The 24082-nt window shown below is 68.8% G+C and carries 25 protein-coding genes; 15 read left to right on the forward strand and 10 right to left on the reverse strand.

Annotation, left to right across the window (positions count from 1 at the left end):
* Positions 1–24 precede the first annotated feature (24 nt).
* Together AWC02_RS16225 and AWC02_RS16230 are read right to left on the reverse strand one after the other, a co-directional pair.
* Positions 25–1569, reverse strand: a complete 1545-nt coding sequence (locus tag AWC02_RS16225; RefSeq protein WP_064997471.1) for a xylulokinase — start codon at positions 1567–1569, stop codon at positions 25–27.
* A complete protein-coding gene (locus AWC02_RS16230) occupies positions 1566–2960 on the reverse strand; it encodes a pyridoxal phosphate-dependent decarboxylase family protein (protein WP_064997472.1) in 1395 nt (464 codons plus the stop codon). The genes AWC02_RS16225 and AWC02_RS16230 overlap by 4 nt, the downstream gene beginning before the upstream one ends.
* Before the next feature lie 357 nt (positions 2961–3317).
* On the opposite strand from AWC02_RS16230, the gene hrcA reads away from it, so the two are divergent.
* From hrcA to AWC02_RS16250, 4 genes are read left to right on the forward strand one after another with little or no spacing between them, the layout of a single operon-like run.
* Positions 3318–4361 (forward strand): heat-inducible transcriptional repressor HrcA, encoded by a 1044-nt coding sequence (gene hrcA, locus AWC02_RS16235; protein ID WP_064997499.1) that lies wholly within the window; start codon positions 3318–3320, stop codon positions 4359–4361.
* A gap of 32 nt (positions 4362–4393) precedes the next feature.
* Positions 4394–5548: a molecular chaperone DnaJ gene (gene dnaJ / locus AWC02_RS16240; RefSeq protein ID WP_064997473.1), complete on the forward strand. Its 1155-nt coding sequence runs from the start codon at positions 4394–4396 to the stop codon at positions 5546–5548.
* A 7-nt stretch (positions 5549–5555) separates the two neighbouring features.
* Positions 5556–6305 carry a 16S rRNA (uracil(1498)-N(3))-methyltransferase gene (locus AWC02_RS16245; protein WP_082961044.1) on the forward strand — a complete coding sequence of 250 codons (750 nt, stop codon included), beginning with the start codon at positions 5556–5558 and terminating at the stop codon, positions 6303–6305.
* Positions 6298–6999: a helix-turn-helix domain-containing protein gene (locus tag AWC02_RS16250; protein WP_064997474.1), complete on the forward strand. Its 702-nt coding sequence runs from the start codon at positions 6298–6300 to the stop codon at positions 6997–6999. The genes AWC02_RS16245 and AWC02_RS16250 overlap by 8 nt, the downstream gene beginning before the upstream one ends.
* Here AWC02_RS16250 and AWC02_RS16255 read toward each other — a convergent pair.
* A complete protein-coding gene (locus AWC02_RS16255; protein WP_064997501.1) occupies positions 6978–7652 on the reverse strand; it encodes a class I SAM-dependent methyltransferase in 675 nt (224 codons plus the stop codon). The genes AWC02_RS16250 and AWC02_RS16255 overlap by 22 nt on opposite strands.
* Positions 7653–7790: 138 nt before the next feature.
* Between AWC02_RS16255 and AWC02_RS16260 the strand changes: the two genes are divergently transcribed.
* The 6 genes from AWC02_RS16260 (at position 7791) to AWC02_RS16285 (ending at position 13882) form a co-directional block, all read left to right on the forward strand.
* Positions 7791–8840 (forward strand): PhoH family protein, encoded by a 1050-nt coding sequence (locus AWC02_RS16260; protein ID WP_085129734.1) that lies wholly within the window; start codon positions 7791–7793, stop codon positions 8838–8840.
* Positions 8837–9373 carry an rRNA maturation RNase YbeY gene (gene ybeY / locus AWC02_RS16265; RefSeq protein ID WP_046318262.1) on the forward strand — a complete coding sequence of 179 codons (537 nt, stop codon included), beginning with the start codon at positions 8837–8839 and terminating at the stop codon, positions 9371–9373. The genes AWC02_RS16260 and ybeY overlap by 4 nt, the downstream gene beginning before the upstream one ends.
* Positions 9370–10668, forward strand: a complete 1299-nt coding sequence (locus AWC02_RS16270) for a hemolysin family protein (protein ID WP_085129735.1) — start codon at positions 9370–9372, stop codon at positions 10666–10668. Before ybeY ends, AWC02_RS16270 begins: the two co-directional genes overlap by 4 nt.
* 90 nt (positions 10669–10758) lie before the next feature.
* Entirely contained in the window at positions 10759–11667 is a 909-nt protein-coding gene (gene era / locus AWC02_RS16275) for a GTPase Era (protein WP_085129736.1), read from the forward strand.
* Between the two features lie 61 nt (positions 11668–11728).
* Entirely contained in the window at positions 11729–12403 is a 675-nt protein-coding gene (locus tag AWC02_RS16280; protein WP_085129737.1) for a DUF5642 family protein, read from the forward strand.
* Positions 12404–12424: 21 nt separating this feature from the next.
* A complete protein-coding gene (locus AWC02_RS16285; protein ID WP_085129738.1) occupies positions 12425–13882 on the forward strand; it encodes a flavin-containing monooxygenase in 1458 nt (485 codons plus the stop codon).
* 6 nt (positions 13883–13888) lie between these two features.
* On the opposite strand, the gene AWC02_RS16290 is transcribed toward AWC02_RS16285, so the two are convergent.
* The 3 genes from AWC02_RS16290 to AWC02_RS16300 all read right to left on the reverse strand — a co-directional run bounded on the left by AWC02_RS16290 (position 13889) and on the right by AWC02_RS16300 (position 16680).
* Positions 13889–14755: a sulfurtransferase gene (locus AWC02_RS16290; protein ID WP_085129739.1), complete on the reverse strand. Its 867-nt coding sequence runs from the start codon at positions 14753–14755 to the stop codon at positions 13889–13891.
* Between the two features lie 13 nt (positions 14756–14768).
* Positions 14769–15107 carry a hemophore-related protein gene (locus AWC02_RS16295; protein WP_085129740.1) on the reverse strand — a complete coding sequence of 113 codons (339 nt, stop codon included), beginning with the start codon at positions 15105–15107 and terminating at the stop codon, positions 14769–14771.
* A gap of 124 nt (positions 15108–15231) precedes the next feature.
* Positions 15232–16680: an amidase gene (locus tag AWC02_RS16300; protein ID WP_085129741.1), complete on the reverse strand. Its 1449-nt coding sequence runs from the start codon at positions 16678–16680 to the stop codon at positions 15232–15234.
* A 74-nt stretch (positions 16681–16754) separates the two neighbouring features.
* On the opposite strand from AWC02_RS16300, the gene recO reads away from it, so the two are divergent.
* Positions 16755–17549 carry a DNA repair protein RecO gene (gene recO / locus AWC02_RS16305; RefSeq protein ID WP_085129742.1) on the forward strand — a complete coding sequence of 265 codons (795 nt, stop codon included), beginning with the start codon at positions 16755–16757 and terminating at the stop codon, positions 17547–17549.
* A gap of 196 nt (positions 17550–17745) precedes the next feature.
* Here recO and AWC02_RS22020 read toward each other — a convergent pair whose 3' ends face one another.
* Positions 17746–18249: a hypothetical protein gene (locus tag AWC02_RS22020; RefSeq protein WP_109561043.1), complete on the reverse strand. Its 504-nt coding sequence runs from the start codon at positions 18247–18249 to the stop codon at positions 17746–17748.
* Between the two features lie 100 nt (positions 18250–18349).
* On the opposite strand from AWC02_RS22020, the gene AWC02_RS16315 reads away from it, so the two are divergent.
* The 3 genes from AWC02_RS16315 (at position 18350) to AWC02_RS16325 (ending at position 20926) form a co-directional block, all read left to right on the forward strand.
* Complete coding sequence (locus AWC02_RS16315; protein WP_085129743.1) at positions 18350–19570, forward strand: class I SAM-dependent methyltransferase; 1221 nt, start codon at positions 18350–18352, stop codon at positions 19568–19570.
* An 82-nt stretch (positions 19571–19652) separates the two neighbouring features.
* Positions 19653–20540, forward strand: a complete 888-nt coding sequence (locus AWC02_RS16320; protein WP_085129744.1) for a decaprenyl diphosphate synthase — start codon at positions 19653–19655, stop codon at positions 20538–20540.
* Positions 20540–20926 carry a hypothetical protein gene (locus tag AWC02_RS16325; protein WP_085129745.1) on the forward strand — a complete coding sequence of 129 codons (387 nt, stop codon included), beginning with the start codon at positions 20540–20542 and terminating at the stop codon, positions 20924–20926. Before AWC02_RS16320 ends, AWC02_RS16325 begins: the two co-directional genes overlap by 1 nt.
* Before the next feature lie 13 nt (positions 20927–20939).
* Here the strand turns inward: AWC02_RS16325 and AWC02_RS16330 are convergent, their stop codons facing one another.
* Together AWC02_RS16330 and AWC02_RS16335 are read right to left on the reverse strand one after the other, a co-directional pair.
* On the reverse strand, positions 20940–21332 hold the full coding sequence (locus AWC02_RS16330; RefSeq protein WP_085129746.1) for a Fur family transcriptional regulator: 393 nt from the start codon (positions 21330–21332) through the stop codon (positions 20940–20942).
* On the reverse strand, positions 21329–21679 hold the full coding sequence (locus AWC02_RS16335; RefSeq protein ID WP_085129772.1) for an ArsR/SmtB family transcription factor: 351 nt from the start codon (positions 21677–21679) through the stop codon (positions 21329–21331). Before AWC02_RS16335 ends, AWC02_RS16330 begins: the two co-directional genes overlap by 4 nt.
* A 162-nt stretch (positions 21680–21841) precedes the next feature.
* Between AWC02_RS16335 and AWC02_RS16340 the strand changes: the two genes are divergently transcribed.
* The gene (locus AWC02_RS16340) at positions 21842–23224 is read left to right on the forward strand and encodes a glycine--tRNA ligase (RefSeq protein WP_085129747.1); all 1383 of its coding nucleotides are present in this window, start codon (positions 21842–21844) and stop codon (positions 23222–23224) included.
* A gap of 6 nt (positions 23225–23230) precedes the next feature.
* Here AWC02_RS16340 and AWC02_RS16345 read toward each other — a convergent pair whose 3' ends face one another.
* Entirely contained in the window at positions 23231–23980 is a 750-nt protein-coding gene (locus AWC02_RS16345; RefSeq protein WP_085129748.1) for a hypothetical protein, read from the reverse strand.
* Positions 23981–24082: the final 102 nt, after the last annotated feature.

Genomic DNA, 24082 nt, shown 5'->3' on the forward strand with positions numbered 1-24082 from the left:
GCATCGTTCGAAGGAGTCGGCGGGTCAGCGGTTGAGCCGGCCGAACATGCCCTTCTGCGACTTGTAGAGCCTGGGGAACTCGGCAAAGAGCCGGTCGTAGACCGCCTGATTGGCCGCCACCGGCTCGAATACACCGTCGAGCGGGATCAGGTCGCGCAACGCGTCGCGATCCAACTCGCCCATCCCGATCCCGGCGAACAGTGCCGCGCCGCGCAACTGTGCGTTGAGCGGGTCGGCCACCCGCTCGCAGGTCCGACCGGTGACGTCGGCCATGATCTGGCACCACAGATCTGAACGTGCCCCGCCGCCGACGATCCGGATCGGTCCGGCGTTGGGGGTGAACCGGTTCACGCAGTCGAGCAGCCAGCGGCTGTTGTAGGCGACCCCTTCGAGCACTGCGCGCACCAGGTCGGCCCGGGTGGTGGCCAGCGACAGGTTATGGAATCCGCCGCGGGCGCGGCGGTCATCGACGGGGGAGTGCTCGCCTTTGAGCCAGGGCGTGAAGATCACCCCGTTCGAGCCGGCTGGTGCGCCCGCCGCCACCGCGGTCAGCGTGTCGTAGTCCAGATCGTCGAACACGGTGTCGCGCAACCACTGCAGCGCCCGGCCGGCGGTGTCTTGGTTGTTGACCAGTAGATAGGAGGTCGGGTCGAGGCCGGCAACGGTGGCCAGTTGGTGCAACGCATCGGTCTTCTTGAACGCCATCGGGCAGCTGATCCACGATGTGGTGGAGATGGTTATGTGCAGCTCACCATGGCGCACCGCACCAGAACCCACCGCCGCGCTGTGCAGGTCCGGGATACCGGTGACCACCTGGGCCGCAGGCGATATGCCGAGTTCGGCGGCGACTGCCGGTGCCACCGGACCGATGATGGAGCCGATCGGCACCAGCGGGGGAAGTTTCGCCGGGTCCAGACCGGTCAGTCGCACCAGAACGTCGTCGTAGTCGAGCACGTCCAGGTTGCGGTTGTTGGTGAGCCAGGTGCCCATCATCGAGGCCCGCGACGCGGCCGCGCGGCCGGTGAAACGCATGCTGAGGTAGTCGACCGGCTCCAGCAGCCAGCGGGTGGCCGCGAATACCTGTGGGTCGCCGTGCTGCAGGTACAACATGTGCCCGACCGGGTCGTCGCCGCTGGGTGAGGGCACCCCGCCATTGCGACGAAGCCAGCTGGCCAGGGCCCGTGGCCGGTAGCCGGCCAGCCAGCCCCCGAATGCCTTGCGGCTGTAGGGCGCACCTCGAGTGTCCATCCACATGACGCACGGGCCCACCGGATGTCCGTCGGCGTCGACGGGAACGGTGCTGGCCCACTGTCCGGTGATCGACACGCCGGCCACCTGTTCGCCGCGCACGCCGCTCTCGGTCAGGCCGCGTCTGGTGGCTTCGCGGACGATCTCCCACCACAGACCGGCGTCCTGAATGGCGGTTCCGTTCGGCCCATACTCGGTCGAGACCGAGATGAGGTCCGACCACAGCACGGTGCCGTCCAACGACACGAAACCGACCTTGGGTCCCCCAGTGCCGAGGTCGACGGCCAGAACGACGCGCTCTACACGCTCCGCTCCGCTCATAGGGGCGGCAGGGACTGCTGGGTGTCGAGGATCTGTTCCATAAGACTTTCGATGAACTGAGCCGCCTCATCGGTCATCCCGCCGGGGACACCGCCGTAGACCGCGGCGCTGATCGGTGACTCACCGGCGGCGGTCTTCTTCTTGGCGTACTCGATCGCCTCGTCGAGGTCGGCGGCGAAGGCTTCGACCACACCGGGTTGGGTCTGCGGCCGGGTCACCGCCATGTGGATGGCGTTGGGGTACTGCTGGCCGTTGAACCGCCAGCCTTTGGGCTTCATGGCATCGGCGACGTGGTAGATGTCGAATTCGTCGGACCGGAAGCTGAAGCAGAATGTGGGCGAACCGATGATCGTCAGCTCGGGGTGGCTGCGGACCGCATCCTGCATCGCCGAGGCGGTCTCCAGGATCGCCTTGGCGTAGCGCAGGTATCCCTCGCGGCCAAGCTGCACCATCGACGCCCATGCGGCAGCGATGAGTCCGCCCGAGCGCGATCCTTCGATGCCGGGGGACATGTACTTGCCGCCGGTCCAGTCCGGCAGGTAGAAGTACTGGGCGTTGCGGTACGCCTTGTCGCGGAACAGCAGCGTGGAGGCGCCCTTCAGGGCGTAGCCGTACTTGTGGTTGTCGGCGGAGATGCTGGTGACGCCGGGCACGCGGAAGTCGAAAATTGGTACGTCATAACCTAACTCGTTCGCGAAGGGCAGGACGAAACCGCCCAGGCAGGCGTCGACGTGCAGCCCCACCCCGCGCTCTGCGGCCACCTGTCCCAGCTCCGGGATCGGGTCGACGGTGCCGTAGCCGTAGTTGCACGCCGAGCCCATGATCGCGATGGTGTTCTCGTCGATGTTGTTGGCCACCCAGTCGACATCGGCCTGGGCGGTCTTCGGATCGATGGGAGCCTTGCGCAGTTCGATGCCGAACAGGTGGCAGCCCTTGTCGAACGCCGGGTGACCGGTTTCGGGTTTGATGAAGTTCGGCCGGGTGATGCCCCGGTGCTTGGCGGCGTGTTCCCGGTAGGCCAGCAGCGCGTGGATGATGCTGCCGGTGCCGCCGGTGGTGACCATGCCGACCGGCTCGCCGTCGGTGACGGCCTCGGCGTGCATCAGATCCAGTGCCATGGCGATCACTTCGCCCTCGAACTTGGTCGCCGACGGGCAGATGTCGCGCTGCAGCACGTTGACATGGGCGAACAGTCCGAACGCCTCATCGAGGAAGCGGTAGTGCTCGTGGTCGCCGCAGTACATGGTTCCGGACACCTTGCCGGTCTCCCAGGTGGGATCCTCGGCCTGCGCCATCTCACGCAGCTCCGCCAGCACTTCCTCACGCGGTCTGCCCTGCTCGGGCAGCGTGCGGTTGACGGTGAAGCGGTCCGTGTAGGGGAAGTCGGACATGGTGAGAGCAGATCCTCCATCTTGAAGATCCCTGATGGTCACAGACCTGAGGAATCGTCATGTCGTTGTTCGCACGCGCAATACCTGAGCTAACCATGAGCGACCGACGCGGCGTCACAGCGCATCGCGCCCCACCGTGGGTATCACCCCTGCTGACCTACCGTGGCCGGAGGTGGAATACCTGAATTCAGCGAAGGCGAGACGAGCCGTCGCCGCCCGCCGCTTGTTTCGTCGAGGTTGCCTGGGTGGGGCGAGATCGCGCGCCTGGCATCGTGCACAGCATCGAACACCGGCTGTTTGCGGCTTCACCGTAAAATCGAGGACGGCCGTAGCTGTGCGAATCAGGAGGTGAGCTCCATGGGCGTGGCAGATGATCGACGCTTCGAGGTATTGCGTGCCATCGTCGCCGACTTCGTCGCCACCAAGGAGCCCATCGGCTCCAAGGCCCTCGTCGAACGGCACAACCTGGGAGTCTCACCGGCCACCGTGCGCAATGACATGGCGGTACTGGAGGCCGAGGGGTACATCGCCCAACCGCACACCAGTTCCGGCCGGGTACCCACCGAGAAGGGGTACCGGGAGTTCGTCGACCGAATCGACGAGGTCAAGCCGCTGTCAGCCGCGGAGCGCCGGGCGATCCTGTCGTTCCTGGACTCCGGTGTCGACCTCGACGATGTGCTTCGCCGGGCGGTGCGCACCCTGGCGCAACTGACCCGCCAGGTGGCCGTTGTGCAGTACCCGACGCTGTCGGTGTCGACGGTGCGGCGCCTCGAAGTGATCGCGCTGAACCCGGCGCGGCTGCTGCTGGTGGTCATCACAGACTCCGGCCGGGTCGATCAGCGCATCGTCGAGTTGGGCGAGCCCATCGACGACCACCAGCTCAGCCAGCTGCGGGAGATGCTCGGCGCCGCGCTGGACGGCAAGCGGATCTCGGCGGCCTCCACCGCCGTCGCCGAACTCGCCGGGCATCTCGACGGCCGCAGTGGGCTGGCTCCCGGCCTGGCCAACGCGGTGGGGCGCTCGGCCACCGTGCTGCTGGAGTCGTTGGTCGATCACCGCGAGGAACGCCTGCTGCTGGGCGGTACCGCCAACCTGACCCGCAATGCCGCCGACTTCGGCAATTCGCTGCGATCGGTCCTGGAAGTGCTCGAAGAGCAGGTTGTGGTGCTGCGGCTGCTCGCGGTGCAGCAGGAAGCCGGTAAAGTCACGGTGCGCATCGGTCACGAGACCGAGGCGGAGGAGATGGCCGGCGCCTCGGTGGTGTCCACCGCCTACGGGTCACAGGGCACCGTGTACGGGGGTATGGGGGTGCTTGGTCCCACCCGGATGGACTATCCGGGAACCATCGCCAGTGTTGCAGCAGTTGCTATGTACATCGGTGAAGTGCTCGGGGCTCGCTGATCCCCGGCGACAGAAGTTTGGGAAGGTCAGGCGTGGCACGCGACTATTACGGCTTGTTGGGCGTCGATAAGGGCGCCACCGACACCGAGCTCAAGCGCGCCTATCGCAAGCTGGCGCGCACCTACCACCCCGACGTCAACCCCGACGAGGCGGCGCAGGCCAAGTTCAAAGAGATCACCGCCGCCTACGAGGTGCTGTCCGACCCGGAGAAGCGCCGCATCGTCGACCTCGGTGGCGACCCGCTGGAGAGTGGCGGCGGCAACGGGTTCGGCGGATTCGGAGGCGCCTCGGGATTCGGGGGCCTGGGGGATGTGTTCGAGGCATTCTTCGGCGGCGGAGCGGCCTCCCGGGGCCCGACCGGCCGGGTGCGGCCGGGGTCGGACTCCCTGCTGCGCATGCGCTTGGACCTCACCGAGTGCGCCACCGGTGTGACCAAGCGCGTCACAGTCGACACCGCAGTGCTCTGCGACCGTTGCCAGGGCCGCGGTACCCACGGCGACTCGGCCCCAGCGACCTGTGACACCTGCCACGGACGCGGCGAGGTGCAGAGCGTGCAGCGTTCGTTGCTGGGCCAGGTCATGACCTCGCGGCCGTGCCCCACCTGCCGCGGCGTGGGCGAAGTGATCCCGGACCCGTGTCATCAGTGCGGCGGCGACGGCCGGGTGCGCGCGCGCCGTGAGATCAGCGTCAAGATCCCGGCCGGAGTCGGTGACGGTATGCGCGTCCGGTTGGCCGCCCAGGGCGAGGTCGGCCCGGGCGGCGGACCGGCCGGTGACCTCTACGTCGAGGTACACGAACAACCCCACGAGATCTTCGCCCGCGACGGCGACGACCTGCACTGCCACATCTCGGTGCCGATGGTCGACGCAGCACTGGGCACCACCGTGACCGTGGACGCGATCCTCGACGGCGCCACCGACATCACCATCCCGGCCGGCACCCAGCCCGGTGCGACCATCGTGCTGCGCGGCCACGGTATGCCGCAGGTCCGCACCGGGGTCCGCGGTGACCTGCACGCTCACATCGAGGTGGTGGTCCCCGAACGCCTCGACAACCACGACACCGAGCTGCTGCGCAAGTTCAAAGAGCACCGTGACCGCGAGACCGCCGAGGTTCGCTCGGCGAACACGCCACACAACGGCGGCGGCCTGTTCAGCCGACTGCGCGAAACCTTCAGCGGGCGCTGAGCCCGCAGTGGCAGGGCTGTTCTACGTCGACACGCTGCCCGAAGTGGGAGCGCTGGCGATGCTCGACGGCGACGCCGGGTTTCATGCCGCGACGGTGCGCCGGATCCGGCCCGGAGAGCGGCTGACCCTCGGTGACGGTGCGGGGGTGGTCGCGCAATGCCAGGTCGAGGACGCCGACCGCGGCGGGCTGCGAGCCCGAGTGCTGGAGCGCTCTGAAGTCGAGCCCCCCAGTCCGTCGGTCACCGTGGTGCAGGCGCTGCCCAAATCCGAACGATCCGAGCTGGCGATCGAGCTGGCCACCGAGGCCGGCGCCGACGCCTTCGTGCCCTGGCAGGCCGACCGATGCGTGGCCCGCTGGGAAGGCCAGCGCGCAGACAAGGGCGTGCGGCGCTGGCAGGCGGTCGCCAGGGCGGCCGCCGGGCAGTCGCGCCGGGCCCACATTCCACCGGTGGCCGGGGTGCGCACCGGCGCTGAGCTGGTCTCGTGGGTCCGCGAACAGGCGGCCGCCGGGGTGACGGTGCTGGTCCTGCACGACGCAGCGGGAGCTGGGTTGGCCGACGCGGTCGGGCCTTCGGCGTCGGCCCTGGCCCTGATCGTGGGGCCCGAGGGCGGAATCACCGAGGCTGAGCTGGCGGCGTTGACCGGCGCCGGCGCGGTGGCCACGCGGCTCGGGCCGACCGTGCTGCGCACCTCGACCGCGGCGGCCGTCGCGCTGGGCGCGCTCGGGGTGCTGACCCCACGCTGGGAGCGTGAATAGCCGGGCGGGTTCGGCGCCGTCGCTGAGCATCAGCGACGGTTACGCGGTGTATCGCGGGCCGGTGGGCGGGGGCGGCCCGATTCACCGCCACGGCGCCTTCCAGATCGTCGTCGCCGGGCACCACGAAGTGGCGATGGTGGACCTCGCCGGCACCCGCCATCAGGCCACCGCGCTGGTCGTGGCACCGATGGCGCCGCATCGCATCCTGGCCATTCGCGACCTGGTCACCTACTTCATCGAGCCGCACTGCCTGTTCGCCGATGACCTGCGGCAGCGCTATGGCGCAGGCTTCGCCGCCGCCCCCGAGCTGGCGCACCTGTGCGAGCCCCAGGTCGCAGCGGCCTGCCGCGGGCAGTCCGAAGAGCTGGATCCGCGCCTGGTGGCGGCGCTGGCCATGCTGGCCGACACCAACATCACGATGCCGAGCCTGGCCGCCGAGGTCGGCCTCTCGCCGCAGCGCCTGCGCGCGCTGGCGCGCCGGGAGCTGGGGATGCCGCTTGCCCGCTGGCGCGTCTGGTCACGGTTGCGCAGGGCCGTCGAAGCCCTGCAGTCGGGTACGCCGCTGACGCAGGCCGCGATCACCGCCGGTTTCGCCGACCAGGCCCACTTCACCCGGCAGATGCGCGAAATGATGGGCCTGACGCCGTCGGTGGTGCGCTACGCGCTGGGCGATCAGCGCTTGCGGCCGACATAGATCGACATCGACCCGGTGATGGTGGGAATCACTTCCGCCTCGCGCACATCGACGAAGCCAGCCGCCGAAATCAGCTCCGGGAGAACACCATCGGCGTTGGGCTGGGTGTCGGTCTTGCCGTCGGCGAACTGGACGAACCGAAAAGCCAGGCGCATCAGCGCGGTCCGCTGCAGTCCGTAGTCGGCGATCACCAGTCGACCGCCCGGTCGCAGCACCGCGAACATCGACGCCAGGATGGCGCGTTTGACCGCCAGTGGGCACTGATGCAACACCAGGCTGGACATCACCGCGTCGATCGACTCCGCGCCCACCGACTCCACCAGGGTGTCGCCCATCCCCGTCAGCCAACGGACGCGGCCGGCCGAACCGGACGCCGCGGCCTTGCGCTGCGCCACCGCCAAGATCTTGGGGTCGGGGTCCAGGCCGACGATCTTCGCCTGCGGCTGGACCCGCGCGGCCAGCAGCGCCAACGATCCGGTGCCGCAGCCCACGTCCAGGATCTGCTCGTCGGCGCGCGGCGCCAGGTGCATGACGGTCAGGCCTCGCCACAGCCGCTCGCGTGTCATCGCCACCACGGTGTCGAACAGGCGGGCGTCGACGAACCGGGCCGGGGCAAAGCGGCCCAGGGCCGGGGTGAAGGCTTCCTCGTTCATACCCGGCAGTTTCACCCGCGGGCCACCCTCCCGTCTTGAACGAACCGCTCATCGGTCACGGCAGGCGGTAGACTCAAGCGTCCGACCCATCGCCGTACCCACGGCACAAACTCCCAGGAAGCAGGCATCGGAAGCCCCGTGACGCCCCGCGATACCCCCGCTGCAGGGCCGGCCTCGCAGGTTCGCAGCAGCGTCGATATTCCACCCGACCTGGTCATGGGTCTGCTGGGTTCTGCGGATGAGAACCTGCGCGCCATCGAACGCCTGCTCACCGCCGACCTGCATGTACGCGGTAATGCCGTCACCATTTCCGGAGCGCCGGCCGATGTCGCGCTTGCTGAGCGGGTGCTCTCCGAGCTGGTGGCGATCGTGGCAGGCGGGCAGTCTCTGACGCCGGAAACGGTGCGGCACAGCGTCGGGATACTGGTGGGCACCGGCAACGAGTCACCCGCCGAAATCCTCAGCCTCGACATCCTGTCGCGGCGCGGCAAGACCATCCGGCCCAAAACGCTCAACCAGAAGCGCTACGTCGACGCCATCGACGCTCACACCATCGTGTTCGGTATCGGCCCGGCCGGTACCGGCAAGACGTATCTGGCGATGGCCAAGGCGGTCAAAGCGCTGCAGACCAAGCAGGTGACCCGCATCATCCTCACCCGCCCGGCGGTGGAAGCCGGTGAGCGGCTGGGGTTTCTGCCCGGCACCCTGAGCGAGAAGATCGACCCGTACCTGCGCCCGCTCTATGACGCGTTGCACGACATGATGGACCCGGAGCTGATTCCCAAGCTGATGAGTTCCGGTGTCATCGAGGTGGCGCCATTGGCCTACATGCGCGGGCGGACACTCAATGACGCGTTCATCATTCTCGACGAGGCGCAGAACACCACGGCCGAACAGATGAAGATGTTCCTCACCCGGCTGGGCTTCGGGGCCAAGATCGTGGTCACCGGTGACGTCACCCAGATCGACCTGCCCGGCGGGGCGAGGTCCGGGCTGCGGGCCGCCGTGGACATCCTCGACGACGTCGACGACATCTACGTCGCCGAGCTCACCAGCGTCGACGTCGTCCGGCACCGGCTGGTGTCCGAGATCGTCGACGCCTACGCACGCCACGAATCCGAACAGGTCCAGCCGGGACTGGCCATGAACCGCGCGTCGCGGCGCGCATCGGGCAGGTCACGCCGATGAGCATCGAGGTCTCCAACGAGTCGGGCCTGGACGTCTCCGAGGTCGAGCTGATCAGCGTCGCCAAGTTCGTGCTGGCCAAGATGGACGTCAATCCCGGTGCCGAACTGTCGATGGTGCTGCTGGACAAAGCCGCGATGGCCGACCTGCACATGCGCTGGATGGACCTGCCCGGGCCCACCGACGTCATGAGCTTCCCGATGGACGAGCTGGAGCCCGGCGGCCGGCCGGATGCGCCCGAGCCCGGCCCGTCGATGCTCGGCGACATCGCGCTGTGCCCGGAGTTCGCCGCCGAGCAGGCCGCGGCGGCCGGACATTCGCTCGGCCAGGAACTGGCGCTGCTCACCGTGCACGGCGTGCTGCACCTGCTGGGCTACGACCACGCCGAGCCGGACGAGGAAAAAGAGATGTTCGCGCTGCAGCGCCGCCTGCTCGAAGAGTGGGTCGCCGACCAGGTGGAGGCCTATCGGGCCGAGACCCAGAGCGAGAAGGACCGTCGCCTGCTCGACAAGACGCGGTACTTCGACGAACCGTGACCGAGACACCGCTGCTCCTCGGCGTGATCGCGCTGATCGGCCTGGGTGGTCTGTTCGCGGCGATCGATGCCGCGGTCAGCACCGTGTCCCAGGCGCGCGTCGAGGAGCTGGTGCGCGCGAAGCGGCCCGGCGCCGTCTGGCTGGTCAAGCTGATGGCCGAGCGTCCGCGCTACATCAACCTCGTGGTGTTGTTGCGCATCACCTGCGAGGTCACCGCGACCGCGCTTTTGGTGTTCCTGCTCAGCGCCGTGCTCGGACTGGACTGGGGCCTGTTCGCCGCCGCGGCGATCATGGTGGTGGTCAGCTTCGTGGTCATCGGGGTGGGGCCGCGGACCCTGGGCCGCCAGAACGCGTATTCGATCGCGCTGGCCGCCGCGCTTCCGCTGCAGGTCCTGTCGGTGCTGCTCGCCCCCATCAGCCGGCTGCTGGTGGTGCTCGGCAACGCGGTGACGCCCGGGCGCGGGTTCCGCAACGGGCCGTTCGCCTCCGAGATCGAGCTGCGCGAAGTGGTCGATATGGCGCAGCAGCGCGGGGTGGTGGCGGCCGACGAGCGCCGGATGATCCAGTCGGTCTTCGAACTCGCCGACACCCCGGCCCGCGAGGTGATGGTGCCGCGCACCGAGATGGTGTGGATCGAGCACGACAAAACCGCCGGCCAGGCCACCGCGCTGGCGGTGCGCAGCGGGCATTCCCGCATTCCGGTGATCGGCGAGAACGTCGACGACATTCTCGGCGTGGTCTATCTGAAAGACCTTGTCCAGCAAACCTATTACTCCACCAACGGGGGGCGCGACACCACGGTGGCGCAGGTGATGCGCCCGGCGGTCTTCATGCCCGACTCCAAGGCGCTCAACGCGCTGCTGGAAGACATGCAGCGCAGCCGGTATCACATGGCGCTGCTGGTCGACGAATACGGCGCGATCGCCGGACTGGTCACCATCGAGGACGTCTTGGAGGAGATCGTCGGCGAGATCGCCGACGAGTACGACCAGGGTGAAGTCGCCCCGGTGGAGGAGTTGGGCGACAACAGGTTCCGGGTCTCGGCGCGGTTGCCCATCGAAGACGTCGGGGAGCTCTACGGCGTTCAGTTCGATCCGGGCCTCGACGTCGACACGGTCGGCGGGCTGCTCGCCTTAGAGCTGGGCCGGGTTCCGCTGCCCGGCGCCGAGGTGATCTCGCACGGCCTGCGCCTGCGGGCCGAGGGCAGTCGCGACTCCCGCGGGCGGGTGCGGATCAGCACGGTTCTGGTCAGCCAGGTCCAGCCCGCCGGTGAAGAGGCCGCAGTTGAGCGGTGAGCGACCCGCGGTGTGCGCACCGAACGTGTACTCAGTGCGACAATGCACCCGAATTCTCGCGCTGAGAACACGTTCGGCGAAAGGCGGCTCGTGACCGAGTCTGATTCCGGGTTCCATTCGGGCTTCGTGTGTCTGGTCGGCCGGCCCAACACGGGCAAGTCGACGCTCACCAACGCCCTGGTGGGCGCCAAGGTGGCGATCACCTCGAACCGCCCGCAGACCACCCGGCACACCATTCGCGGCATCGTGCACCGCGACGACTTCCAGATCATCCTGGTCGACACACCCGGCCTGCACCGGCCGCGGACCCTGCTGGGCAAACGGCTCAACGACCTGGTCCGCGACACCTACTCGCAGGTCGACGTGATCTGCCTGTGCATCCCGGCCGACGAACCGATCGGCCCCGGCGACCGCTGGATCGTCGAGCAGATCCGCGCCGTCGCACCCAAGACCACCCTGGTGGTCGTGGTCACCAAGATCGACAAGACCACTCGCGACAAGGTCGCCGCGCAGCTGGTCGCGGTCGGCGAGCTGGCTCCGGAAGCCGAGATCGTCCCGGTGTCGGCGGTCAGCGGCGAGCAGGTTGACGTGCTCATTTCCGTGCTGGCCGCCGCGCTGCCCGTCGGTCCGGCCTTCTATCCGGACGGCGAGCTGACCGACGAGCCCGAAGAGACCCTGATGGCCGAGTTCATCCGGGAGGCGGCCCTGGAGGGCGTGCGCGACGAACTGCCGCATTCGCTGGCGGTGGTGATCGAGGAAGTGCGCTCGCGGGAGGATCGCGACGATCTGATCGAGGTCTACGCGGTTCTCTACGTCGAACGCGACAGCCAGAAGGGCATCGTGATCGGCCGGGGCGGATCCCGGCTGCGCGAAGTGGGCACCTCCGCGCGTACGCAGATCGAGAAGTTGTTGGGTACCAAGGTATTTCTCGATCTACGGGTGAAGGTGGCCAAGAACTGGCAACGGGACCCCAAGCAGCTCGGACGGCTCGGTTTTTAGGCGGACGGGCCGGGGATGCCACCGCCCGCGCCCGCCGAAACGGCATTGGTAGATTCCAGGGATGTCCGTACGCAAGTCGTTGCTCGTGTCCTCGGTCGGCCTGCTGGTGTGTGCACAAGCACTGGCCGGCTGCGGGGGCGCGCAGAAGCCGATCGATACCACCAAGCTGTTCAACGTCCAGTCGACGTTCGGCTCCGACTACAAGACCCAGACCAAGGGTCCCGACAACATCGACCCCAAGATTCTGGGACCGCAGAAGATGCCTCCCGGCGTGACGTTCGACCCCGCCGACTGCGCCGACTACGCCGCCAACACCGGCCGGCCGCCCAAGGGCATCGAGGGCAAGATGTCGATGGTGTCGATCGTCGGCGAGGGTAACCAGCTGGTCGCGATCGCCATGCAGTCCGATCAGGACCTGCCCTACGACGACACCGACGCCGAGAAGTGCAGCCACGTCTCGTTCAACGCCGGCAAGCTCACCGGCTACCTCGACGAGGTCGACGCCCCGGAGATCGAGAACGCCAAGACGGTGGGATCGCACTCCGAGATCGAGATCACCGGCAAGGACGGCCAGCAGCAGTCCCGCGAGTCCTACACCTTCACCGCCTACCTGGGCACCGCACTGGTGCAGGTCACGGCCAACCCGCAGGCGGTCCGCGGCCAGGCGCCGGCGATGGTCGACGCCGACCGGGCGCGGCAGTTGTTGGTCGACGCGGTGGCAGCGCTGCGCGACTAGCAGTGCCGGGAAAGCCGCCACGTGACCGAGCGCGAGCCCCGCGTCCTGGTCGTCGGGGCGGGCATCGCCGGGATCACCACCGCGCACGTCCTGCGTGAACAGGGCTTCACCGACGTCACCGTGCTCGAGAAGGGCTCCGACGTCGGCGGGGTCTGGTACTGGAACCGCTATCCGGGCCTGCGATGCGACGTGCCGTCGCAGATCTACCAGTTCGGGTTCGCCCCCAAACCCGACTGGCAGCACGCCTGGGCGACCGGCGCGGCCATCCAGCGCTACCACCGCGATGTCGTCGACGGGCTGGGGCTGGCCCCGCTGATCCGGCTGAACACCGAGGTGAGCGAGGCGCGCTGGGACGAGCACCGGCACTGGATCGTCACCACCGCCGCCGGGGAGGAGCTGGACGCCGATTTCCTGATCTGTGCGACCGGCGTCCTGCACCACCCGTTCGTCCCGGAGATCCCCGGACTCGCCGATTTCGCCGGACCGGTGGTCCACACGGCCCGCTGGGACGACGAGCTGGACACCGGCGGCAAGCGGATCGCGGTGATCGGCACCGGATCCACCGGGGTGCAGGTGGTCTCCGCGCTGGCGCCGCAGGCCGCGTCGATCGACCACTACGTGCGGTCGGCGCAGTGGATTCTGTGGGCGCCCACGTCGCTGCGGCAGCTGCCCGGCGTCGCCGCGGTGCTGCGGCGGTTCCCGGCGTTGCACCGAGCGCTGCACCGGCTGCTGACGTTCGGCGGCTCGCGCCTGCTGACCGATGTCACCACCCGTCCGACGTGGCGTCGCCGGGCCGTGCAGGCCTACGCCCGGGCGTGCCTGCGGATTCAGGTGCGCGACAAAGCGTTGCGGGCCAGACTTCGTCCGGACTACGAGCCGCTGTGCAAACGCCAGGTGGTGTCGGGAAGCTACTACCGGTCCGTCCGGGCCGGCAACGTCGACGTGGTCACCCAGGACATCACCGAGATCACCCCGACCGGCGTCCGCACCGCCGACGGTACCCACCGCGACACCGACGTCATCGTGCTGGCGACCGGCTTTCACGCCCACAACTACATGCGGCCGATGCGCCTGTGCGGCCGCGACCGGATCAGCATCGACGATGCCTGGGCCAAGGGCCCGCGCGCCTACCGGATGACCGCCATCCCCGGTTTCCCCAACCTGTTCACGGTGTTGGGGCCCAATTCGCCCACCGGGTCCATCTCACTGCAGTACACCTCGGAGCTCACCGCCGGCTACATCGCGCAGTGGTTGGCCAAGTTCCGGAACGGCGAGCTGACCACGGTGGAGGTCACCGAGCAGGCCACCACCCGATTCAACGACGACGTCGCCGCCGCGATGGTCCCGACGGTGTGGAACACCGGGTGCAACTCCTGGTACCTGACCGGCAGCGGCGCGATCGATCTGTGGCCGTTCGACCGCGCGACGCTGAAGAAGATGCTCGCCAGCCCCGATCCGGCGGATTTCCACCTCGGCTGAGGCGGCTCAGTGCGCGCCGCGGGCCACCGGCCGGGACGCATCCGAGCTCCACTGCGACCACGATCCCGGGAACATCGCCGCCGAGCGGCCGACGGCGGCCAAGGCCGCGACGATCACCGTGGCACTGATCCCCGAACCGCAGTAGGTCCCCACCGTGGCGTCGTCTCCGATGCCGCGCTCGGCCAGCAGCCCGATGATCTGCTCGTCGGACAGCAGCGTTCCGTCGGCGCCCAGCAGTGCGGTGAACGGCAGGTTCTTCGCGCCGGGGATGTGACCGGCGGCGGCGTCGACCGGCTCCACCTCGGCGCGGAACCGTTCGGGGGCGCGGGCGTCGAGCAACGCGATCGAACCGGTCCGGGCCCCTTCGCCGGCCTCGTCGGCGGTCAGCGTGGGCCGAAGGCCCTCATACAGGTCCTCCGGCAGCAGGGTGACGTTGCCCGGCTCGGGGCAGACCTCGCCGGTGTGCAATTCGCCGCCGGCCTGCGTCCAGGCCGCCAGGCCGCCGTCGAGGATGCGCACGTCGGCGACCCCCGAGGTGGTCAGCAGCCACCACAACCGCCCCGAACCGGCCCGGTGCCAGTCGTCGTAGACCACCACCGGCACGTTGCGCCGCACCCCCCACCGGCGGGCAGCGGCTTCCAGATCGCGGCCGGTGGGCAACGGGTGCCGGCCCCGGTCGGGCACGGTGTGGTCGGACAGCTCGTCCTCGAGCGAGACGTAGACCGCGCCCGGTAGATGGCCGCCCAGGTACGCCGGACGCCCGTCGGGTGCCTCCAGGCTCCAGCGGACGTCGAGGACGGTTACCGGTTTGCCGGCACGCAGCAGCTCAGCGAACTCCGCGGCGGTGATAAAGATCTTGCTGCGCGGATCCACCGCACGGACCAGCTCAGTAGTTGTTGCAGCTGTTGGCGACCTGGACGATCGTCCCCACGTACTGCTGCGCCTCGGGCATGCCCTGCACCATGTTGGCCAGCTGCTGGCGCTTGGCGGGCGGAGCGTTCAGGAACATCTGCAGCATGCCCTGGCCATTCGGGCTGGCGTCGAACTCCGCTGCCGCGGCCGGGTTCTCCGCGGCCAGCGCCGCGTGCACCTGCGAGTAGGTGCAGGTGGTGTTGATTATCGGGCCGAGGTCGGGGCTGGCGGACGCGATCCCGGATCCGGCGCAGAACGCCAAAGCCAGACTGCCGGCTGCGACAGTGATCCTGGTCAACGACAGAGAGGCCATTTTGCGGACGCCTTTCACCAGTGCATCTTTTACGGGGATTTGAAGACCTAACTCAAAGACTGGCCAAGCTTAACCGAACTGCGCGCGGCGCGCTGAAGTCGCAGCTGGGGCCGGTTGGCGCGGATCAGGAGCTGTGACCGGGCTCGGTGCGCCACCACGGCGTGGGCTGGCGCGCCGCCCACCCGCTGACGCCCTCCAGTTCGGCGGCCAGCGACACCAACAGGCCGTCGCTGTTGGCCGGCCCCATCAGCTGCACCCCGATCGGGAGTCCGTCGGAGGTGAACCCGGCGGGGACATTGATCGACGGCCAGCCCAAGAGGTTCCACGGCCAGGTCACCGGGCAGGCCGCGATCATCGCGCGGTCGGTCTCCCAGCTGTTCAGGTCGTCGAAGGTGTTGACCAGCGGCGGTGGCTGAGCGGTGGTGGGCGCCAGCACCACGTCGACGATGCGGAAGATCGAGCCCACCCGGCGGTGGTCCTTGGCCTCGTGGGCGCGGGCCTTGCGCAGCACGGCCTGCGACAGCAGCCGTCCGGTGCGCATGTTGGCATGCGTCCGCGGGTCGAGGTTGACCCCGTTGCCCAGCGCGTTTGCCGCGGTCAGGATCCCGGCGGTGGACCGGGACAGGAAGTTCCACGACAGTCGCAGCCCGTAATCGGGGTTGCCCGGGACCACGGTGTGCCCGAGCAGGCGCAGCTGTTCGGCCGTGCGCTCCAGGGCGGCCCGGATCTCCGGGTGCAACCGGGCCGCGAACCCCGTGTAGGGGAAGCGGGTCGACAGCGCGATACGCAGCTGCCCCGGTGCGGTCCGCACGTAGTCCGAGACCGTCATCGGCGGCGGTTTGTGCAGGTCGCCGTCGGCGTTGCCGGAGACCGCGTCGAGCACCAGCGCGGCGTCTTCGACGGTGCGGGCCAGCACCCCGTTGACGGTGAGCCCGTTGAAGGCCTCCGGCAGCGGCCATGTCGAGATGCGGCCGCGCTGCGGCTTGATGCCGACCAGATGCGTCCAGGCCGCGGGAATACGCACACTGCCGGCGCCGTCGGATCCGATGGCCGCGGTCACCAGGCCGGCGGCCACCGCGGCGGCACTGCCGCCCGAGGATCCGCCGGGGGTGTGCCGGCGCGACCAGGGGTTGCGAGTGTGGCCGAAACCGGGACCGCTGGTGAACGGCCACTGGCCCAATTCGCAGGTATTGGTCTTGCCGACGATCACCGCGCCGGCGGCCCGCAGCCGGCGTACCACCTCGGAGTCGTGGCCGGCCGGTTCGACGTATCCGGAGGCGCCGAACGAGGTCGCCACCCCCGCGATGTCGGTGTCGTCTTTGACCGCGATCGGGATGCCCAGCAGCGGGGCGCGGTGCCCGGCCGCCCGGAGCCGGTCGGCTTCTGAGGCGCTGACCAGTGCCGACTCGGTGAAGACCACCCGGAAGGCGTTCAGGGTGGACTGACTGGCGTCGATGGCGTGCAGCGACCGGCGCACCAGGTCCACCGAGGTGGCCTCACCGCTGGCCAGCTGGTAGAGCTGCTCGGTGAGGGTGGGGAAGCGGGTTGCAGACGTCGCGGACGGGTGGCTCATCGGTGACGAGAGTATCGGCGTGCCACGCCGGTGGGGGTCCTCGAAACGCCCGCATCCGATGCGAAACTGGTCCGATGCGGCTGTACCGGGACCGGGCGGTGGTGCTGCGCCAGCACAAGCTCGGCGAGGCCGACCGGATCGTCACTTTGCTCACCCGCGACCACGGGCTGGTCCGCGCGGTGGCCAAAGGAGTGCGTCGTACCCGCAGCAAGTTCGGGGCCCGGCTGGAGCCGTTCGCCCACATCGATGTGCAGCTGCATCCCGGCCGCAACCTCGACATCGTCACCCAGGTGGTGTCGGTCGACGCGTTCGCCACCGACATCGTCAGCGACTACGGCCGCTACACCTGCGCCTGCGTGATCTTGGAGACCGCGGAACGCCTGGCCGGTGCCGAGCGGGCCCCGGCGACGGCACTGCACCGGCTCACCGTCGGTGCGCTGCGCGCGGTGGCCGACGGCCGCCGCCCCCGCGAGCTGGTGCTGGACGCCTACCTGCTGCGGGCCATGTCGGTGGCGGGGTGGGCACCGGCGCTGACCGAGTGCGCCCGGTGTGCCACCCCGGGCCCGCATCGGGCATTCCACGTCGCGGCCGGTGGCAGCGTCTGCGCGCACTGCCGCCCGGCGGGGGCGACCACCCCGCCGATGGGGGTGCTGGATCTGATGTCGGCGTTGCACGACGGTGACTGGGAAGCCGCTGAGCTGTCCACGACGGCGCATCGCAGCCACGCCAGCGGATTGGTGGCCGCGCACCTGCAGTGGCACCTGGAGCGGCGCCTGCGGACCTTGCCCTTGGTGGAGCGGGTCTCCCAGCAGCCGGCGCAGCGCGGCGCCGACGACGCGGATGCGCAGTCCCGCGCCACCGGCAGCTGACACATCGGGGTCCCCGAACCCGAAATCTGTCCGTTTCGGTGGACTGTCCGGTGCTCGGCGGTAGGCTGATGCGACTTCACGATCCGCATGTTCAACCAGGAAGGCAGGCCGAATGTTTCACGACACCGGGTGGGGGCGCTGGGCGCACAGAACGATGCCGGGATACGGAGCCGGTTTCGGTGTGGCGGCCGGAGCGCTACTCGTCGTGGGAATGATGCCGGCCGTGGCTTCCTGCGCGCGGGCCGCCGAGCCCGGCCCGGCGGCCGGGATCACGGCACCGCTGCCGGTGAACGGCCCCGGCGCTGACGGGGCGGACGGCGCCGACGGCGCTCCCGGGGCGGACGGCGCTCCCGGAGCCGACGGGGCCCCCGGCGCCGGTGGCCTGGGCGGCCAGGGCGGCAAGGGCGGCCAAGGCGGCAAGGGCGGCCAGGGCGGTAAGGGCGGTGCCGGCGGCCAGGGCGGCCAGGGCGGTAAGGGCGGCCAGGGTGGCCGCGGCGGCGACGGCGGTAACGGTGGGGCCGGCGGGGCCGGTGGCGCCGGTGGCGCTTCGGGACCCGGCGGTCAGCCCGGTGAGGGCGGTGCCGGTGGTCTGGGCGGTGCGCCCGGACCGGGTGGAACCCCAGGCCAGCCCGGTCAGCCCGGTGAGCCCGGTCGGGCCGGCTGACCCTGCCCCACTGACTCGTTCCGGCGCGTCGGACACTGCGTTTGCAGTCGCCTCCGGGCGCGCCGACCCAACAAGCCCCCGCTAAAGTCTGATCCGATCCGGCGGGGGGTTAATTCGACAAGGAGCCACAACAAAAGTGACCGAGAATCCACGTGCAGACGTCGTCTCCCGGCAGTACGAGCGGTGGACGTACCCGCCGCCCATCCATGACCTGCAGGCCTGGACGACCACAAACTGGGAGTGGTTCGACCCGAGCCACGCGCACCGGGTGCTGTGGCCGGATCGTGAATACCGTCCCGACCTCGACATCCTGATCGCGGGCTGTGGTACCAACCAGGCGGCGGTATTCGCCTACAACAACCCGCAGGCCAAGGTTGTGGCCGTCGACATCAGCGCATCGTCGTTGGGGCACCAGCAGTACCTCAAGGACAAGCACGGTCTGTGGAACCTGGAGCTGCACCAGCTGCCCATTGAGGAGCTTTCCACGCTCGACCGGGAATTCGACCTGGCGATCTCGACGGGCGTGCTGCACCACATGGCCGACCCGGAGACGGGCATGAAGGCGATCGCCGAGCGGCTGCGGCCCGACGGCGTGGCCGGCATCATGCTCTACGCGCGCTACGGCCGCATCGGTATCGAAATCCTGGAGTCGGTCTTCCGGGACCTCGGGTTGGAGCAGAACGACGAGTCGATTCAGACCGTCCGCCAGGCCGTCCGCGTGCTGTCGCCGGAGCACCCGGTGCAGCCGTACATCAAGATCGCCGGCGACCTGCACTCGGATTCGGGCCTGGTGGACACGTTCTTGCACGGTCGGGCGAAGAGCTACGACGTCGACGGTTGCATCGAGCTGGCCAAGTCGGCCGGCCTGGAGTTCCAGGACTGGCTGCTCAAGGCGCCGTACTACGCGCACGATGTGGTGGTGCCATCGGCCGGCTTCTACGACAGGATCAACGCCCTGCCGGAGGAGAAGATCTGGTCGGTGATGGAGCGCATCCACACCCTCAACGCGCGGCACTTCTTCATCGCCACTCGGTCCGATCGGCCCAAGAGCAGCTACAAGATCGACTTCTCCACGCCGGAGAGCCTCGACTACGTACCGCTGTTCCGCTGGAAGTGTGGCTTGAACAACGACGAGATCTACCGTTCGGGCTGGCGTATGCCGTTGAACCCGGCGCAGCTGCCGTTCGTTCAGAGCATCGACGGTCGGCGTAGCATTCGTCAGATCGCCGCGGACCTGGCGCAGGCCAGCGGCCCCTCGCGCGGCAGCCTCGCGGACCTGGAGAAGTTCGGGCGGAAGCTGTTCCAGTCGCTGTGGCGGCTGGACTTCGTCGCGGTCGATCTGAGTGCCCGTTCCTGATCGTCGGCATGGTCGGTAAGCCGTCGCGGCGGCCGTATGGTCGCCGCGGGCGGCGCCGGCACGGTCGGGCAGGATAAGGCGCATGGTGTTGAACCGGGCAAATCGGAAGGCGGGCTTCCCGCAGCTGCCCGCGGCGCCTGCGGATTATCCGGTATTCCCGGACAAATCCACCTGGCCGGTGGTCTTCCCGCAGTTGCCGTCGCCGCCAGGCGGGGGGCCGTGCCGCCCCCCGCAGCACCCGTCCAAGGCCGTGGCGCCGCAGATCCCCGCCGAGGCGCTGCCGAACCACGTCGCGGTCGTGATGGACGGCAACGGCCGCTGGGCGACCCAGCGCGGGCTGGGCCGCACCGAGGGGCACAAGATGGGCGAGGCGGTGCTCATCGACATCACCTGCGGTGCCATCGAACTGGGCATCAAGTGGCTGACGGTGTATGCGTTCTCCACCGAGAACTGGAAGCGCTCCCCTGAGGAGGTGCGCTTCCTGATGGGGTTCAACCGCGAGGTGGTGCGCCGGCGGCGCGAGAACCTCAACGCGATGGGCGTGCGGATGCGCTGGGTGGGCTCACGTCCGAAGATGTGGCGCAGTGTGATCAAGGAATTCGAGATCGCCGAGGCCATGACCGTGGACAACGACGTCATCACGATCAATTACTGCGTCAACTACGGCGGGCGCACCGAGATCGCCGAAGCCGCCAAGGCCATCGCCGAGGAGGCCGTGGCGGGCAAGCTGAACCCGAGCCGGATCAACGAGGCCACCATCGCGCGGCACCTGCACCGGCCGGACATGCCCGACGTCGACCTGCTGATCCGCACCTCCGGCGAGCAGCGGTCGTCCAACTTCATGCTGTGGCAGGCGGCCTACGCCGAGTACATCTTCCAAGAGAAGCTGTGGCCGGACTACGACCGCCGCGATCTGTGGGAGGCCTGCGAGCAGTACGCCTCGCGGCAGCGCCGGTTCGGAACGGCCTGATGTCCACGCTGGCCGACCGGCTCGCCGCGGCGCTCGCCGAGGTGCTGGCGGTCGACACCGAACCCGACGGTGCGCTGACCGTCCGGCACGACGGAATGCTGGCGTCGTTGCGGGTGGTGCCGATCGCCGAGGACCTGGAGCTGGTGTCGCTCACCGCGATCCTGGCGTGGGATCTGCCGTTGACCGAGCAGCTGCGCATCCGTGCCGCCGAACAGGCCGACCTCAGTCAGCTGGGCACCGTGTCCCTCGTCGGTAAGGACGCGTCCGCGGACGTGATCCTGCGGTACAACTTTCCCGGATCGGGGCTGAGCGATGGCGCACTGCGCACCCTGGTCCTGATGGTGCTGGCCAAGGGCGTCGACATCCGGGACGCACTGACCGCCTGATGGCGGGCGGGGCTCAGTTCCGGCAGGCGGGGCAGGTGCCGAAGATCTCGATGGTGTGGCCGACGTCGGAGTAGTCGTGCTCGGCGGCGATGCGCGCCGCCCACTCTTCGACTTCGCGGTCGCCCACCTCGACGGTGGCCCCGCAGCCCCGGCACACCAGATGGTGGTGGTGGTGATCCGAGCATCGCCGGTACACCGATTCGCCGGTGTCCGAACGCAGCGTGTCGACCTGTCCGGCCGTGGCCATCGCCTGCAATGTGCGGTAGACGGTGGTCAGCCCGATGTTCTCGCCGCGCTCACGCAGCGCGTCGTGCAGTTCCTGGGCCGACCGGAAATCCTCGACGGTCTCCAGCAGCGCCGCGATCGCCGCCCGCTGCCGGGTGGAGCGCACCCCGGGGGCGCTCAACGGTCCTCACCGGCATGCGCCACCGCGTCAATGGCGATGTGCGCCAGGTGATGGTCGGCCAGTCGGTAGAGCACTTCGCGACCAGACCTTTCCCCGGCGACGACTCCGGCGGACTTGAGGATCTTCAGGTGCTGGCTGACCAGCGGCTGCGGCACGCCGAGCGCGTCGACGAGCTCGTGCACGCAGCGCTGTGACTCCTGCAGCTGCAGCACGATCGCGATGCGAACCGGGGCGGCCAGCGCGCGCAGCAGCTCTCCGGCCGCGTCGAGGATCTCCCGCGGCGGTGTCGCGGGAAAGGCTGGGCCGGCGTGTCGGTGGCCCACCAGGCCCGATGCTGAGGAGGCCATGACACCACCTCCGGACACGTTGGAAATCATTTTCAGCTGGCATCCACTGTTCCATGCGTGATGACGCATGTCAAAGAACGCGGACGGTATCGATACGATGACTGATGTTTTGCGCGTCGGCGTTGCCGGCGCGGTTCCGTCAAGACAGGAGTGCACCCCCTCGTGGCGTCCATCATCGACACCGTTGCCAACCTGGCCAAGCGACGTGGCCTGGTCTTCCAGTCGGGCGAAATCTACGGCGGCACAAAGTCGGCGTGGGACTACGGGCCACTCGGAGTGGAGCTCAAGGAGAACATCAAGCGGCAGTGGTGGCGCTCGGTCGTGACCTCCCGGGACGACGTCGTCGGCCTGGACAGCGCGATCATCCTGCCCCGTCAGGTGTGGGTGGCCTCCGGACACGTCGCGGTGTTCAACGACCCGCTGGTGGAGTGCCTGAGCTGCCACAAGCGGCACCGGCAGGACCACATGCAGGAAGCGGTGGCACTGAAAAAGGGCGGCAACCCCGATGACGTGCCGATGAGCGAGATCGCGTGCCCGGACTGCGGCACCAAGGGGCAGTGGACCGAGCCCCGGGACTTCAACATGATGCTCAAGACCTACCTGGGTCCCATCGAGTCCGAAGAGGGGCTGCACTATCTGCGGCCCGAGACCGCGCAGGGCATCTTCGTCAACTTCGCCAACGTGGTGACCACGGCACGCCGCAAGCCGCCGTTCGGAATCGGCCAGATCGGCAAGAGCTTCCGCAACGAGATCACCCCCGGCAACTTCATCTTCCGGACCCGCGAGTTCGAGCAGATGGAGATGGAGTTCTTCGTCGAGCCGTCCACGGCCAAGGAGTGGCACCAGTACTGGATCGACGCGCGCCTGCAGTGGTACGTCGACCTGGGCATCAACCGTGAGAACCTGCGCCTCTACGAACACCCGCTCGAGAAGCTGTCGCACTACTCCGCCGGCACCACCGACATCGAGTACAAGTTCGGTTTCGCCGGCAACCCGTGGGGGGAGCTGGAGGGCATCGCCAACCGCACCAACTTCGACCTGACTACGCACTCCGAGCATTCCGGGGTGGACCTGTCGTTCTACGACCAGGCATCCGACACCCGCTACGTGCCCTACGTGATCGAACCGGCAGCCGGCCTGACCCGCTCCCTGATGGCCTTCCTGGTCGACGCCTACCACGAGGACGAGGCGCCCAACGCCAAGGGCGGCGTGGACAAGCGCACCGTGCTGCGGCTGGACCCGCGACTGGCGCCGGTCAAGGCGGCGGTGCTGCCGCTGTCGCGCAACGCCGACCTGTCGCCCAAGGCCCGGGACTTGGCGGCCGAGCTGCGTCAGTCCTGGAACGTGGAATTCGACGACGCCGGGGCGGTCGGCCGGCGGTACCGCCGCCAGGACGAGATCGGCACCCCGTACTGCATCACGGTCGACTTCGACTCGCTGGAAGACCACGCCGTCACCGTCCGCGAGCGCGACACGATGGCTCAGGAACGGGTGGCCATCGACGCGGTCTCCGACTACCTGGCCGTGCGCCTCAAGGGCTGCTGATCGAGGTCAGTCTTCGGCGACTTCCGGGGTTTTCGGCGTGACGGGCTTGAACCAGTCGGTGCGGCTGCGCCAGGACAGCGCGGCAGCATAGGCGAAGGCGGAGCTGCTGATGCCTGCGCAGATCCAGGTGGGCAGGGTGACCGCGCTGCCGAGCAGCACACTGGCCAGCTGTGTGACGATCGCCGCGAGTTTGAAGGCGACCCAGACCAGGTAGAACCGCACCGTCGTCTTCGAGCGCGGATCGCTGCGCAGGGCCAGCAGCACCCGGCCGGTGAACCCGAACAGCGGCAGCGCCAAGACGCCGACCAGCGCCCAGTACACCGCGAACCACGGCCCGCGGGGCGCGAAAGCATCCAGATACTGCGGCTGTCCGCGATCGGCGATGCAGAACACGATCACCACCAGTGGCAGGCCCAGCTTCAGCGGCGCCATGATCTGCCGGCGTTGCAGGCGCCGGGCGTGGTCTTCGTCGTCCAACCGCGTCACCAGGTGCTCGAACATCAGCGCTACCGCACCGAACATGCACAGCACCGCCAACAGCCCGGCGACGTTGAACAACCCGAACACGCGGTGCACGAGCGGGTCGAGGCGCAGTGACCCCACCGGAGACAGCAGCAGGCCCGCGCAGCACATCAGGACCAGGACGCGGGAGGGGTTGGTGTCCCAGCGCGAACCCCAGGTGTGCCGGCGGGCCCACAGCGCCCACCCGCACGCCGCCAGCACCCCCACCAGGGCGACATCGATGAGCACCGACATCGTTCCGGTGGGCTAGAACCGGCCGCCGCCGCCGAAGAAGCCGCCACCGGACGAGGAGCCGCCAAACGAGGTCGGACTCCACCCGCCCCCACCTCTGCGGTT

This window comes from Mycolicibacter engbaekii (assembly GCF_002101585.1).
Lineage (GTDB): Bacteria > Actinomycetota > Actinomycetes > Mycobacteriales > Mycobacteriaceae > Mycobacterium > Mycobacterium engbaekii.

Bases quoted from the DNA above. Each gene is read 5' to 3' on its own strand.
- AWC02_RS16230 (WP_064997472.1), bottom strand. From the start codon at position 2,960: ATGTCCGACTTCCCCTACACGGACCGCTTCACCGTCAACCGCACGCTG.
- AWC02_RS16280 (WP_085129737.1), top strand. From the start codon at position 11,729: ATGTCCGTACGCAAGTCGTTGCTCGTGTCCTCGGTCGGCCTGCTGGTG.
- AWC02_RS16295 (WP_085129740.1), bottom strand. From the start codon at position 15,107: ATGGCCTCTCTGTCGTTGACCAGGATCACTGTCGCAGCCGGCAGTCTG.
- AWC02_RS16345 (WP_085129748.1), bottom strand. From the start codon at position 23,980: ATGTCGGTGCTCATCGATGTCGCCCTGGTGGGGGTGCTGGCGGCGTGC.
- AWC02_RS16325 (WP_085129745.1), top strand. From the start codon at position 20,540: ATGTCCACGCTGGCCGACCGGCTCGCCGCGGCGCTCGCCGAGGTGCTG.
- AWC02_RS16320 (WP_085129744.1), top strand. From the start codon at position 19,653: ATGGTGTTGAACCGGGCAAATCGGAAGGCGGGCTTCCCGCAGCTGCCC.
- hrcA (WP_064997499.1), top strand. From the start codon at position 3,318: ATGGGCGTGGCAGATGATCGACGCTTCGAGGTATTGCGTGCCATCGTC.
- AWC02_RS16335 (WP_085129772.1), bottom strand. From the start codon at position 21,679: ATGGCCTCCTCAGCATCGGGCCTGGTGGGCCACCGACACGCCGGCCCA.
- AWC02_RS16255 (WP_064997501.1), bottom strand. From the start codon at position 7,652: ATGAACGAGGAAGCCTTCACCCCGGCCCTGGGCCGCTTTGCCCCGGCC.
- ybeY (WP_046318262.1), top strand. From the start codon at position 8,837: ATGAGCATCGAGGTCTCCAACGAGTCGGGCCTGGACGTCTCCGAGGTC.
- AWC02_RS16300 (WP_085129741.1), bottom strand. From the start codon at position 16,680: ATGAGCCACCCGTCCGCGACGTCTGCAACCCGCTTCCCCACCCTCACC.
- recO (WP_085129742.1), top strand. From the start codon at position 16,755: ATGCGGCTGTACCGGGACCGGGCGGTGGTGCTGCGCCAGCACAAGCTC.
- AWC02_RS16225 (WP_064997471.1), bottom strand. From the start codon at position 1,569: ATGAGCGGAGCGGAGCGTGTAGAGCGCGTCGTTCTGGCCGTCGACCTC.